A 13,994-nucleotide genomic window follows, 5' to 3' on the forward strand; every position below is an offset into this window, starting at 1 on the left:
ATCGCGCCCCGTGCGTAGACTGCCATCCTGAGCTGCCGCGCAGCACCGCGCGTGCGCTCGTCATCGACTGCTGGAGTAATCACATGACCCCTGTCGCCCATCACCGGCGCGCGACAACCCGACCCGCACGACACCGCCTGCACGCGTCGTGCGGCGCCCCGACGCGCACGGAGCACGCATGAAGCACAAGCGACTCTGGATCGGCGCAGCCGGCATCGCGATCGCGGGCATCGCCGTCGCAATCGGCATCATGGTGCGGCCCGCGATCGCGCCGATCGATCCGCCGGCCGCCGCTTCGTTCGATCCGCAACTCGTGCGCGCGGGCGCGCGCGTCGTCGCGCTCGGCGATTGCGTCGTGTGCCACACCGCGAAGGACGGCAAGCCGTTCGCCGGCGGCCTGCCGCTCGCGACGCCGTTCGGCACGATCTACGCGACCAACATCACGCCCGATCCGGACACCGGCATCGGCCGCTGGTCGCGCGACGCGTTCGCCCGCGCGCTGCGCACCGGCATCGGCCGCAACGGCCAGCCGCTCTACCCGGCGTTCCCGTACATCCATTTCACGCGGATGTCGGACGACGACATCGCCGCAGCCTATGCGTACCTGATGACGCGCGAGCCGGTACACGCGAGCGCGCCGGCCAACGACCTGACGTTCCCGCTGAACTTCCGGCCGCTGGTCGCGTTCTGGAACGTGCTGTTCCTGCGTGAAGGCGCCTATCGCGCCGACCCGGCCCAATCCGCCCAATGGAACCGCGGCAGGATGCTCGTCGACGGCCTCGGCCACTGCGCGTCGTGCCATTCGCCGCTGAATGCGATCGGCGGCGAACAGGGCGGCCGCGCGTTCGACGGCGGCCTCGTCGACGGCTGGGAAGCGCCGCCGCTCAACGCGCTCGGCCACGCCGCGCGCCCGTGGACGCAGGCGCAGCTCGTCACGTATCTGCGCACCGGCCGCGCGAGCGAGCACGGCGCCGCAGCGGGGCCGATGCTGCCGGTCACGCGCGATCTCGCGACGGTGCCGGCCGACGACGTCGAAGCGATCGCCACGTACATCCTGTCGATCCAGAAACCGGCCGATGCGCGGGCGCGCGACACCGCGTCCGGGTCGGAACGCATCGCGAAGGACCCGGCCGCGCAGCGCGGCGCCGTGCTGTTCCAGGCATCGTGCGCGCAGTGCCACGGGCCGGGCGCGCCGATGCAGTCGATCGGCGAGCGTCCGACGCTCGCGTTCAGCACCGCGCTGAACGCCGATACGCCGCGCAACGCGATCCAGATGATGTTCAACGGCATCGGCTGGCACGGCGAGGACACGCTGAACTACATGCCGTCGTTCGTCGACCAGTACGACGATGCGCAGATCGCCGATCTCGCCGCGTACGTTCGCGCGGCATACACCGATCGCCCCGCGTGGACCGGTGCCGACGCGATGGCCGCCAAGCTCAGAAAAGAGGACACCGCTCGATGATCACCCTCACCGTCAACGGCGTGCGGCACACGCTCGACATCGATCCATCCACGCCGCTGCTGTACGCGCTGCGCAACGACCTGCACCTGCACGGCGCGAAGTTCGGCTGCGGGCTCGGCCAATGCGGCGCCTGCACCGTGATCGTCGACGGCAAGCCGACCTTCTCGTGCCTGATGCCGGTCGCCGCGGTCGGTTCGCGCAACGTGCGCACGATCGAAAGCCTCGGCACCGCCGAGCATCCCGGGCCGCTGCAGCGCGCTTTCGTCGAGCATCAGGCCGCGCAGTGCGGCTACTGCATCGCCGGCATGATCATGCGCGCGCAGGCGCTGCTCGAGCGCAATCCGAAACCGACGGAGCAGGATCTGCGCACGCACATGGAGCCGAATCTGTGCCGCTGCGGCACGCACATGCGCATTCTCGCGGCCGTGCGCTCGGTCGCCGGGCTGCCGGCTCCGGAACCGGCTTCCGCTCCCGTCACGATCAGCAAGGCACTGTGATGAATTCCCACGACGACATCGACGAAGGCCGCCGGCATTTCATCGTCTCCGGCGCGCTGTTCGTCGCGTTTACGCTCGCGCCTGCCGCGCGTGCGGCGGCGCAGCTCGTGATCGCCGACGAAGGCGCGGCCGTTCACGTCGCCAAAGCCACGCAGGCGCTGGCCGGCAGTCTGAAGACGAATCCGCTGCTCGACGCGTGGATCAAGATCGCACCCGACGGCAAGGTGACCGTCTTCACCGGCAAGGTCGAGCTGGGCACCGGCATTCGCACCGCGTTGCTGCAGGTCGCCGCCGAGCAGCTCGACATGAAGCCGTCGCTGATCACGTTCCTGACGGCCGACACCGGCGCGTCGCCCGACGAGGGGTTGACCGCCGGCAGCCACACGATGGCCGACAGCGGCTCCGCGCTGCTGAATGCGGCCGCGCAGGTGCGCGCGCTGCTGGTCGAGGGCGCGGCGAAGCGCCTGGGCGTCGCTCCGAACACGCTGACCACGGCCGACGCGGTGATCCGCGCGCCCGACGGCCGCACGATGACCTACGGCGACGCGATCCGCACGGTCGACCTGCACCGCAACGCGGCGCCGACGTCGCCGCTGAAGAATCCGTCGACGTTCGCGGTCATCGGCACGTCGCTGCCGCGCGTCGACATTCCGAACAAGGTCACGGGCGGCGTCAGCTACGTACAGGACATGCAGCTGCCCGGCATGCTGCACGCGCGCGTCGTGATGCCGCCGGTGTACGACGCGAAGCTGCTGTCGTTCGACGAAGCCGCGATCCTGAAGCTGCCGGGCGTCGTGCAGATCGTGCGCAACGGCAGCATGCTCGCGGTGGTCGCCCAGGGCGAGTGGCAGGCGGTGGTCGCGCAGCGCGCACTGGCCGCCGGCTGCCGCTGGTCGCCGGGCCGCAAGCTGCCCGATCGCGCGACCGTCCACGCGGACCTGAAGCGGATTTCGACGCAGCGCATCGAAATCGCGAACACGCACGCGGCGACGGCGCCGGCCACGAAGACACTGAACGCGACGTTCCTGAAGAACTATCTGCTGCACGGGTCGATCGGGCCGTCGTGTTCGGTCGCGCATCTCGAGAACGGAACGATGACGGTGTGGACCCATTCGCAAGGCGTCTACCCGCTGCGCGATGCGCTCGCGCAGATGCTGTCGATGCCGAAGGCGAACGTGCGCTGCATCCACACCGAGGGCTCGGGCTGCTACGGCCACAACGGCGCGGACGACGTGGCCGCGCACGCCGCGCTGATCGCGGCCGCGCTGCCCGGCAAGCCGATCCGCGTGCAGTGGATGCGCGAGCAGGAACACACGTGGGATCACTTCACGCCGGCGATGGTGACCGAGGTCAGCGCGTCGCTCGACGCGAGCGGCCGCATCGTCGACTGGAACTACGCGCTGTGGAGCAGCTCGCACAACGAGCGGATCGTCGACGCCGGCCGGCTGCTGCCCGCGCGCATGCTGGAGCCGCCGTTCGTGCCCGCGCCGTCGACGCCGATGCTGCAGCCCGAAGGCGGCGCCGACCGCAACGCGATCCCGCTGTACACGCTACCGAACCAGCACATCGTCAACAACTTCTCGCCGACGATGCCGCTGCAGACCTCCGCGATGCGCTCGCTCGGCGCGCACACCAACGTCTGGGCGATCGAGAGCTTCATGGACGAGCTCGCGCACGCGGCCGGCGTCGATCCGGTCGAGTTCCGGCTGCGCCACATGGACGACCATCGCGCGCGCCAGGTCATCAAGCTCGTCGCGACGCACTTCGGCTGGCCGCGGCCGCCGCGCGCGCGCAACCGCGGCGTCGGCTTCGCGTTCGGCAAGTACAAGAACCTGATGGCGTACGTCGCGATCGCCGTCGAGGTGTCGATCGTGCCGGAGACGGGGCAGGTCACGCTCGAGCACGCGGAAGCGGCCGTCGACGCCGGCCAGATCGTGTCGCCGGACGGCATCCGCAACCAGATCGAAGGCGGCATCGTGCAGGCCGCGAGCTGGACGCTGTACGAGGCGCTGAAATACGACACCGAGCGGATCCGCAGCTTCGACTGGAGCAGTTATCCTATCCTGCGTTTCTCCGCCGCACCGCAAAGCGTGAAGGTGCACCTCGTCAATCGTCCGGGCGCGCCGTTTCTCGGTGCGGCCGAAGCGTCGATGGGGCCGACCGCCGGCGCACTGGCCAACGCGATCTTCGATGCGACCGGCCAGCGCATGCGGGAGATGCCGTTCGCCGGCGACGCGCTGAGAAAACGCATCGACGCGTAGCGCGCCGCGCGACGCCCGACCTACCCGCGCCGCTGGCGCCGGCACGCACCGGCGCCACGCGCCCACCGCCTGGAGAACCCCGACGATGGATACCTTGCTTTCGATGCGCGTGTTCACGCGCATCGTCGAAACCGGCAGCTTCACGCGCGCGTCGGACACCACGGGCCTCACGACGCCGCGCGTGTCCGCGCTGCTGAGCGCGCTCGAACAGCACCTCGGCTGCCGGCTGCTGAACCGCACCACGCGCCGCATCTCGCTGACCGAGGACGGTCAGGCGTACTACGAGCGCTCGGTCGCGGTGTTGCGCGAGATCGACGACATGGAGGCGTCGGTATCGCACGCGCGCAACGTGCCGCGCGGCCGCCTGAAAGTGAACCTACCGCCGGCGATGGCGCGGCAGGTCGTGGTGCCCGCGCTGCCGGAGTTTCTCGAAGCGCATCCGGGCATCATGATCGAGCTCGGCGTGACGGACCGGCAGATCGACCTGGTCGGCGAAGGCGTCGACTGCGTGGTGCGCATCGGCGCGCTCGACGACTCGGGGATGATCGCGAAGCGAATCGGCAGCCTGACCACCTGCACGTGCGCGTCGCCCGCGTACCTCGCCCGCTTCGGCGAACCCGAGACCGTCGACGATCTCGCGCAGCACGTCGCGGTCAGCCACATCTCGGCCGACACCGGCCGGCCGCGCGTGTGGGACTACGTGGTCGACGGCGAACCGCGCATCGTGCAGATGTGCGGCACGGTGGCCGTCAACGATGCGGACAACTACATCGAGTGCGGCGTGGCCGGCATCGGCCTCATCAAGACGTCGCTGTATCTGGTGGACCCGTACCTGAAGTCCGGGCGGCTGCGCGAAGTGCTGACCGCATTCAACGCGCCGCCGCGGCCGATCTCGGTGCTGTATCCGCCCAACCGTCACATCCCCGTCAAGCTCAAGGTGTTCGTCGACTGGCTCGCGAGCCAGTTCGAGCGGATTCCCACCCTGCAGGGCCAGCGCGGCTGAACCCGCGCGGCGCGGCACCTTTGCGTGCCGCGCAACGCTCGATTGCGCGCTCGCTCGATTCCCGTTTTATCGAATGATCAATAGTATCGACGGCAATGCGGTGCATCGTCGCCCGCCGGGCCGACAGGCGCTGCCGGCGCGGTGATACGGCGCCCGCCCTTCCCTTTTTCAGGAGTCGACCATGTCAGCAGATTCAACGCCGCTCGCGGCGGGCGCGCACGGCGCCAAACTCACGCAGGGGCTGATCCTGCTGTTCGCGTTCAGTTGCGGCGCGATCGTCGCGAACCTGTACTACGCGCAGCCGATCACCGAACTGATCGCGCCGGGGCTCCACATGTCGGGCGACACGGCGAGCCTGATCGTGTCGCTGACGCAGATCGGCTATGCGCTCGGCCTGTTCTTCATCGTGCCGCTCGGCGACCTGCTCGAGAACCGCAAGCTGATGATCGTGACGGCCGTCGTGTCGATCGCGAGCCTCGCGGCGGCCGCGTTCGTGCACACCGCCGGGCTGTTTCTGGCGATCTCGCTGCTGATCGGCTTCAGCTCGGTGGCGGTCCAGATCCTGGTGCCGCTCGCCGCGCATCTCGCGCCCGATCATTCGCGCGGCCGCGTGGTCGGCACCATCATGAGCGGGCTGCTGCTCGGCATCCTGCTCGCGCGTCCGCTGTCGAGCGTGGTCGCCGACGCGTTCGGCTGGCGCTTCGTGTTTGCGGCGGCGGCGGTGCTGATGACGCTCGTCACCGCAGTGCTCGCGCTGACGATTCCGGCGCGCCAGCCCGACCATCGCGCGACCTACTTCGAGCTGATCGGCTCGCTGCTGCATCTGGTCCGCACGATGCCGATCCTGCGTCACCGCGCGTTCTACCAGGGCCTGATGTTCGCGTCGTTCAGCCTGTTCTGGACCGCCGTGCCGGTCGAGCTGACGCGCCACTACGGTCTGTCGCAAACGGCGATCGGCGTGTTCGCGCTGGTCGGCGCGATCGGCGCGACGTCGGCGCCGGTGGCCGGCCGGCTCGCGGACGCCGGCCATACGGTGCGCGCGACGCTGATCGCGCTGATCGCCGGCGCCCTCGCGTATGCGATCGCGCTGGTGCACGGCGCGGGCCTGTACGGGCTCGTCGTCACCGGCATCGTGCTCGACTTCGCGGTGCAGATGAACATGGTGCTCGGCCAGCGCGAGATCTATGCGCTGCATGCGGCGAGCCGCAATCGCCTGAACGCGCTGTACATGACGAGCATCTTCGTCGGCGGCGCGCTCGGCTCGGCGCTCGCGAGCCCGCTTTACGAACGCGGCGGCTGGCCGCTCGTCGCGGCGGTGGCCGGTGTGTTCCCGGTCGTCGCGCTTGCGCACTACCTCGCGATCGGGCGGCCGCATGCGCGCCGCCACGCCCAAGGCTGACCGCGCGGACGTCACCGCGCCCAACGTGAAACGAAAGGAGTCCACCATGTCTTCCCTGCTCAGTGCCTACGACCTGCGCGGCCTCGCGCTGCCCAACCGTGTCGTGATGGGGCCGATGACGCGTTCGCGCGCGCCGTCGCGCGGCCTGCCGACCGAACTGATGGCCGAGTACTACGCGCAGCGCGCGTCCGCCGGGCTGATCGTGACCGAGGCGACCAACGTCAGCACGGCGTCCGCGGCGTTCGAATCGACGCCCGGGCTGATCGACGATGCGCAGGTCGCCGGCTGGAAGAAGATCACCGACGCCGTCCATGCGAACGGCGGGCGCATCTTCGCGCAGTTGTGGCACGGCGGGCGCGTCGGCTCGCTGGCGCTGCTCGACGGCGCCGCGCCGCTGTCGCCGTCGGGCGTGAACGACGACCTCGAACAGCTGCAGGTGTGGGCGCAGCTGCACAACGGCCATTACACGAAGATCCACGCGACGCCGTCGCGCGCGATGACGACCGACGAAGTGGTCGCGGCGGTCGCCGAATTCCGCCACGCGGCAATGCAGGCGATGGCCGCGGGCTTCGACGGCGTCGAGATCCATGCGGCCAACGGCTATCTGCCGCACCAGTTTCTGTCGTCGACGCTGAACCGCCGCGACGATCGCTACGGCGGCTCGGTCGCGAACCGCGCGCGCTTTCTCGAGGAGATCGTCGACGCGGTGGGCGGCGTGATGCCGCTGAGCCGCGTCGGCGTGCGCGTTTCGCCGTACGCGAAGTACAACAACGTGCGCGACGCCGATCCCGATGCGACCTACGCATACGTCGGGCGCATGCTCGACGACGCGGGCGTCGCCTACCTGCACGCGGCCGACACCAACGGCTGGAGCGGCGAGCCCGATCTGCCGCGCATCGTCGCGCAGGCGCGCCGGTCGTTCGGCGGCACGCTGATCGTCAACGGCGGCATCGCGCCGGACGCGGCGAACGCGCTGATCGATGCGGGCGACGCCGATCTCATCGCGTTCGCGCGTGCGTACATCGCCAACCCGGATCTCGTCGAGCGCATCGCGACGCGGGCGCCGCTCGCGCAGCCGAAGTCGATCGGCTGGTACGGCGGCGACCGCGCCGGTTACGTGGACTATGCGCGGCACGATGCGGCGGAAGCGGGGGTGTAGGGATGTGGGGGGCGGAGAGCGTGCAGTTACCCGTCGCCGCCCGCCCCGTCCCACGGCAGCCGGCCATCGCCCGGCCGCCCCGACGCCGTCACGCGTCGGTCCAGCGCGCGCCCAGCACGCGCCCGCAGAAGTTCGGCCGATGAAAATCCGGATCGGCGCGTTCGAGCACGTCGGCGCTCCACGTACCGAACGTCGACTGCGGCCGATGTTCGACGCCGCGCGCGACCGTGTCGAGAAACGCCTCGCGAAAACCGCTGCCGCGCGGGTACGCGGCCAGCAGCGCGGCCCGCTCGTCGGCCGTATAGGCGTCGAAGTCGGTCGCCATCAGATCGGTCGACACCGCACCGGCCAGCGCGCGCGCGAGCGGCGATGCGCGCACGGCCACGCCCGGCGTCGTATGCAGCGCGATCGCGTGCCACACGTCGTCGCGCATGCGCCGCGAGCGGCGATGCCGCAGCAGCAGCGCATGCGCGGCATCCGCCCCGTCGAGCTCGTAACGTGCGGTCGAGCGGCAGTACGCGTGGCTCAATCCCATGTTCACGTACATCGCGGCGACATACAGCGCATCGGCATCGCACGTGTCGCCCGCGCGCCGCGCGGCGAGCGACGCGAACACGAATACGCGCGCGGCGTGACCGGCGAGCGCGGCAGGCAACGATGCGCGCGCCGCGTCGGCCGCGTCGATCGCCAGCGGCGTGCGCGGAATGCGCACGCCGGCCACTTCGCCGCCGTCAGCCGGTGCGCGCGTGTGCGCAGCATTCATCTCGTCTCCTCATGCCCCGTGCACGGGGCGGAAAATCGTTCAATGCAACGCGCGGCCGCGCACGCGGCACGCCGGGCCGGCGCGCTAGAACGCGACGCAGCGGCAGCCGAACGCGTCGCAACGATCGCCGGCGGCGCTCGCCGTCGGGAAGCGCGAGCGCGCGAAGCGGCGTCCGTGGCCGCGGGTACGGCACGCGTCCATCCCCGGCTCGGCGCATGCGCCCGCCGCCGCCGACGCGCGCGCACGGGCTCGCGCGCCGCCCGCCGCATCGTCGGCGCCGCCGTCTGCGCCGCGGTCGGCCACCGGCGACCACGCGGGGCTGACGGGCGGCAACGGCGGCGCGAGCGACGCGAATTCGGCATCCGCGTGCACGACCTTGCCGTCCACGACCGTCAGCACCGACGACAACTGCGGAATGCGCGCGACGTCGATCGCGAAGTAGTCGTCGCTCAGCACCGCAAAGTCCGCGTATCGGCCGGGCGTCAGCGCGCCCTTGCGGTGCTCGTCCGCCGAGAACCACGCGCTGCCGAGCGTATGCACGCGCAGCGCCTCCATCCGGCCGAGCCGCGCACGCGCGGGGTACAGCACCGTGCCGCCCACCGAGCGCCCCGACACCATCCAGTACAGCGCGACGAACGGGTTGTAGCCGGCCGTCTGCGTCGCACCGGAGCCCGCGCCGACCGGCAGCCCGGCCGCGAGCATCGCGCGGATCGGCGGCGCGCGGCGCGCCGCGGCCACGCCGTAGCGCGCGATGAACGCCTCGCCCTGGAACGCCATGCGCGGCTGCACGGTCACGCCGCCGCCGAGCGCCGCGATCCGCGCGATATTGGCGTCCGACAGCGTTTCACAACGGTCGAAGCACCAGCGCAAGCCGTCGAACGGCAGCTCGCGGTTCACCGCTTCGAGAACGTCGAGGAAACGGCCGATCGACTCGTCGTAGGTCGCATGCAGCCGGAACGGCCAGCGGTGACGCACCAGCAGCCGCACGACGGCCGCGAGATCCGCCTCGAGCGACGCCGGCAGCTCGGTGCGCGGCTCGAGGAAGTTGCCGAGATCGACCGCCGAGAACAGCAGCCGCTCGCCGGCGCCGTGCGTGCGCAGGAACGCGTCGCCATCGCCGGGCGCCGTCAGCGCGATCCATTTCGCGAAGTCGTCGACTTCGCGGCCCGCATGCCGCGCGCCGAGCGCGTAGGCGATGCGCGTCGTCAGCTCGCCGCGCCGCGCGAGCGTCATGACGGCCGCATAGTCGTCCGGATAGACGAGGCCGTCGCCGCCCGCGTCGATCGCGCTCGTCACGCCGACGCGATTCAGCGCATGCATGAACTGTTGCGTCGAGTTGAGCCGGTCGCCGTCCGACAGCGCCGGCGCTGGGTCGAGCGCCGCGCTCAGCACGGCCGGGTCGGGCCGCGCGAGCAGCAGCCCGGTCGGTCGCCCGTAGCGGTCGCGCCGCAGTTCGCCGCCGCCCGGATCGGGCGTGTCGCGGTCGTAGCCGAGCGCGCGCAGCGCGGCCGCGTTCAGCCACGCGCTGTCGCCCAGGTGCTGGACGAACACGGGCGTATCGGGCGCGATTGCATTGAGCTCGGCCAGCGTCGGCCCGCGCTTTTCCGCGAACTGCAGCGCGCTCCAGCCGCCGGCGACGCGCACCCACTGCGGCGCAGGCGTGCGTCGCACCTGCCGGCGCAACCGGTCGAGCGCGTCGGCGAGCGACGGTATGCCGTCCCAGCGCAATTCGAGGTTGAAGGTCTGGCCGCCGCGGATCGCCTGCAGATGCGCATCGACGAGGCCGGGAATCACGGTGCGGCCGTGCAGGTCGATGCGCGTCGTGGCGACGCCCGCATGGCGCAGCACGTCGCGATCGTCGCCGGTCGCGACGATGCGCCCGTCCTTCACCGCGAGCGCGCTGACGAACGAGCCCCGCTCGTCCTGTGTCGCAATCTTGCCGTTGAAGACGACGAGATCCGCCGAGTGCGCGGGTTCCGTCGCTCTAAGCACTGTCGGGCCTCCGGTGCGCGGCGCGCCGCGCGGTCCGCGGCTCGTACGCACTCGCCAATGCGGCCGGCACGCGCACGGCGGCACGCATGCCGCCGACGCACAGCGGCCCCGCCGCCCCGAATGCGCGCATCGTCATGCCCCCTGCTGCGCCGCGTCGACGGCGTCGTGTCGGGCGCGCGGGCGGGACGGCACGGGCGCCGCGTCCTGACGCACGAAACTCTGCACCCGCAGCAGCCTGCGCACGTCGTGCGCGCGCGAGCGCGGGTCGAAGTCCTGCACGATGCCGGCGACCAGCGTCGACGCCTGCGCGGTACGCCCGCGCTCGATCAGGTGATCGGCGAGATCCAGCGAGCTGCGCAGCGCCCACATCCCGGCGCCCTGCGCGTTCGCCGTCTCGATCGCCATCTGCAGATGACGCTGCCCGTCCGCCTCGCATGCGACCGAGAGGTCCGCGCCGACGGTACGCGCGTGCTCGAGCATCGCGACGCCGCGCACGCGCAGCAGTTCGGGGACGAACAGGTGCTCGCCGTGCGCGCGGCAGCGCGCGAGCGTCGCGTCGAGCAGCGCGCGCGCCTGCGCCGCGCGGCCGGTGCGCACCAGCCCTTCCGCATACGCGACGTTCAGCGGCGCGAGCAGCCTGCGGAACCCGCTCGCGTCGACACGCTGCAGCGCCGGCTCGAGCCGCGCGAGCCCCGCGCCCGGATGGCCGGCCTGGATGTCGAACTGGCCGGTCAGGCATTCCGCGTGGCTGCGCCAGATGTCGAAGCCGTGCGCAGCGGCGCTCGCGCGCAGCGTCGCGAGATAGTCCGACGTGATGTCGTGATCGCCGTAGCGCAGCGCGATCGGCACGGCGGCCGCGCCGAGCACGATGCACAGCGCGAGCGGCGAGCCCGCGCGACGCGCACACTCGACCGCCTGCGCGGCGAAGCGCATCGCCGCTTCCGGCTCGCCCTGCATCCACACGAGCCGCGTGAGCATGGTGCGCGCGAGCGTCGCCACGTCGACGCCGAGCGCCGCCTGCGCGCACGGCGGTTCGCCGGCGTCCGCGAGGCCGGCCGTGGCCGCCTCCAGCCGCTCGCGCGCCTGCGCGTGCTCGCCGAAATAGTGCAGCGAGGTCGCGACCATCGCATGCGCGAGCAAGCGCTGCGACGGGTCGCCGCGCCGCTCGGCCGCGCGCTCGAAGCGCATCGCGTAGCGCAGCGATTCGTGGATGTCGGACAGCGTCAGCATCGTGTTCCACAATCCGACCAGCGCGCGCGCGTCGAACGCGTCGTCGCCGCTGCGGGCCGCGAGGCCCAGCGTGCGGTCCCACATCGCGGCCGCGGCCAGCGCATCGCCGTCGGTGTGCAGCACCGCCGACGCGCATGCAGCGCGCAACCGCATCTCGCGGCCCGCGTCGAGCGGGGCGGCGGCGCCGGCGTCCAGCGCGTCGAGCAGCTGTCTCGCGTGCGCGGCGGACTCGTGCATCCGCGCGGGCTCCTGCAATGCGTGCGTCAACAGGTCGGCGTCGGGGATGGCGGCGGCCGGCGGCGCCGGGTCGGTCGTGGCTTGGGCTTGGGCTTGGGCTTGGGCTTGGGCTTGGGCTTCGGCTTCGGCTTCGGCTTCGGCTTCGGCTTCGGCTTCGGCTTCGGCTTCGGCTTCGGCTTCGGCCGCTGCCATGATCCGGGCTTGCGCGTGGGCCTGCGCATGGACTTGCGCATCCGCCCGCGCATCGTCCGCGTGCGCCGCGCGCCCGTCCGCGTCCGCGTCCGTGCCCGCTTCAGCGCCGACACCCACACGCGCCGGCGCATGTTCGCGCTCGTACAGCGCGTGGCGCGCGGCGATCCGCTCGAACTCGCCCTCGTTGTGCAGTTTCTCCAGCGCATAGGCGCGCGTCGACTCGGTGAGCCGGTAGCACACGTACGCGCCATGGAATTCGACGCTCACCAGCGATTTCGCGACCAGTTCGCCGAGCACCGCGATCGTGTCCGACGCCGACGTGTCGGGCTCCGCGGCGACCGCGCGCGCGGCATCGAACGAGAACGGCCCGATGAAGCAGCCCATCCGGCGAAACAGCGCACGCGCGGTCGGATCGAGCAGCACGTAGCTCCAGTCGAACGTGGCGCGCAGGGTCTGATGGCGCGGCAGCGACGACCGCAGGCCGCCGGTCAGCAGGTTCAGCCGGTCGTCCAGCCGCGACGCGACGACCGCGAGCCCGAGCGTCGCCACCCTTGCCGCGGCCAGCTCGATCGCGAGCGGCAGCCCGTCGAGGCGCCGGCAGATGTCGCCCATCAGCCGCACGGCCGCTTCGTCGATCGGGCACTCCGGCGCGGCGGCGCGTACGCGTTCCAGGAACAGCGCGACGGCCGAGCACCGGGCGATTTCGTCGAACGACGCATCGCTTGCCGGCACCGCGAGCGGGCTCATCCGCAGCACCGCTTCGGCCGAGATGTGCAGCGGCTCGCGGCTCGTGACCAGCACGCGCAGCGACCCGGCAACGGAGGTGAGGGTTTCGACGAGCTTCGCGACCAGATCGACGATGTGCTCGGCGTTGTCGAGCACGAGCAGGCTGCGCGACTCGGCGAACGCGGCGCCGACGCACTCGACGGCCGGTACGCCGTCGACGCCGAGCGCGAGTTCGGCCGCGATCGCGATCAGCATGTCGTCGTGCGTCGACGCGGCTGCGAGCTCGACGAACAGCACGCGCTCGCGTCCGTGGCAGCGCGCATCGTGCGCCACATGCGCGGCGAGGCTCGTCTTGCCGATGCCGCCCGCGCCCACGAGCGTGACGACCGGCGTGCGCGCCAGCATGGCGACGATCTGCGCGAGCTCGGCATCGCGCCCGACCAGCGGCGGGGTCGGCACGGCGTGGGAGGCGTCGGGCAGCGCGGCGAGATCGGGGGCTGCGGACTCCACGAGCGCAACGGATCCAGCGGGCGCAGCGGCCGCGGACATGCCCTGCCCAGGCTCGCCGCCCTCTGGGACGTCCGGCGCCGGCCCGGCCGCGGCCGACGCGCTCGCGACGAGCAGATAGCCGCGCCCGGGAACCGTCTTGATCAGATCGCGATTCGCGCCGAGCGCCTTGCGCAGCGTCGCGACGTGCACCTGCAGCCGGTTTTCCTCGACGATCAGGCCCGGCCAGACCGCATCCATGATGTCGTCCTTCGACACGACCGAACCGCTCGCGCGGTGCAGCACTTCGAGGATGTCGAGCGCACGCGCGCCGATGCGCAGCGACGCGCCGTGACGACGAATGTCCCGCTGCTCGAAATCGACCGACAAAGTACCGATCTGGATCATGGCCGCCTCCGGGTACCTCAGGATGACCGCCGCATGAGCGCGGCAGCTCACGCGGCAGGAAGTCGGAGCCCGGCGCGCGATCGCGCCGGGCGGGGAAATATCGAATTGACGGCCCAGTGTAAAAGGACGTCCGGCGGAAATCTTGAAGAAAAATGCGCTGCGCGGGCGCCGCTGCG

At 71.4% G+C, this 13,994-nt stretch carries 9 protein-coding genes; 6 read left to right on the forward strand and 3 right to left on the reverse strand.

All coding sequences use genetic code 11. The features are described 5' to 3' along the window. The first annotated feature begins 178 nt into the window (after positions 1-178). From EX20_RS11450 to EX20_RS11475, 6 genes are all read left to right on the forward strand, one after another. Positions 179-1,465 (forward strand): c-type cytochrome, encoded by a 1,287-nt coding sequence (locus EX20_RS11450; RefSeq protein ID WP_034193607.1) that lies wholly within the window; start codon positions 179-181, stop codon positions 1,463-1,465. Then, positions 1,462-1,962 carry a (2Fe-2S)-binding protein gene (locus tag EX20_RS11455; RefSeq protein ID WP_034193608.1) on the forward strand — a complete coding sequence of 167 codons (501 nt, stop codon included), beginning with the start codon at positions 1,462-1,464 and terminating at the stop codon, positions 1,960-1,962. The genes EX20_RS11450 and EX20_RS11455 overlap by 4 nt, the downstream gene beginning before the upstream one ends. Next, entirely contained in the window at positions 1,962-4,223 is a 2,262-nt protein-coding gene (locus EX20_RS11460) for a xanthine dehydrogenase family protein molybdopterin-binding subunit (protein WP_034193609.1), read from the forward strand. Before EX20_RS11455 ends, EX20_RS11460 begins: the two co-directional genes overlap by 1 nt. An 85-nt stretch (positions 4,224-4,308) precedes the next feature. Beyond that, a complete protein-coding gene (locus EX20_RS11465; RefSeq protein WP_014726104.1) occupies positions 4,309-5,226 on the forward strand; it encodes a LysR family transcriptional regulator in 918 nt (305 codons plus the stop codon). A 181-nt stretch (positions 5,227-5,407) separates the two neighbouring features. Next, positions 5,408-6,625 (forward strand): MFS transporter, encoded by a 1,218-nt coding sequence (locus EX20_RS11470; RefSeq protein WP_011880443.1) that lies wholly within the window; start codon positions 5,408-5,410, stop codon positions 6,623-6,625. A 46-nt stretch (positions 6,626-6,671) separates the two neighbouring features. Further along, the gene (locus tag EX20_RS11475; RefSeq protein ID WP_034193610.1) at positions 6,672-7,784 is read left to right on the forward strand and encodes an alkene reductase; all 1,113 of its coding nucleotides are present in this window, start codon (positions 6,672-6,674) and stop codon (positions 7,782-7,784) included. 88 nt (positions 7,785-7,872) lie between these two features. Here EX20_RS11475 and EX20_RS11480 read toward each other — a convergent pair whose 3' ends face one another. The 3 genes from EX20_RS11480 to EX20_RS11490 form a co-directional block, all read right to left on the reverse strand. Beyond that, positions 7,873-8,547, reverse strand: coding sequence for a hypothetical protein (locus EX20_RS11480; RefSeq protein WP_014726106.1), 675 nt, complete (start codon positions 8,545-8,547; stop codon positions 7,873-7,875). A gap of 84 nt (positions 8,548-8,631) precedes the next feature. After that, complete coding sequence (locus EX20_RS11485) at positions 8,632-10,539, reverse strand: amidohydrolase (RefSeq protein ID WP_034193611.1); 1,908 nt, start codon at positions 10,537-10,539, stop codon at positions 8,632-8,634. Positions 10,540-10,671: 132 nt separating this feature from the next. Further along, positions 10,672-13,818, reverse strand: coding sequence for an ATP-binding protein (locus EX20_RS11490; protein WP_034193612.1), 3,147 nt, complete (start codon positions 13,816-13,818; stop codon positions 10,672-10,674). Between the last annotated feature and the right edge of the window lie 176 nt (positions 13,819-13,994).

The sequence above is a fragment of the Burkholderia sp. WP42 genome (genome assembly GCF_000745665.1).
Lineage (GTDB): Bacteria > Pseudomonadota > Gammaproteobacteria > Burkholderiales > Burkholderiaceae > Burkholderia > Burkholderia vietnamiensis.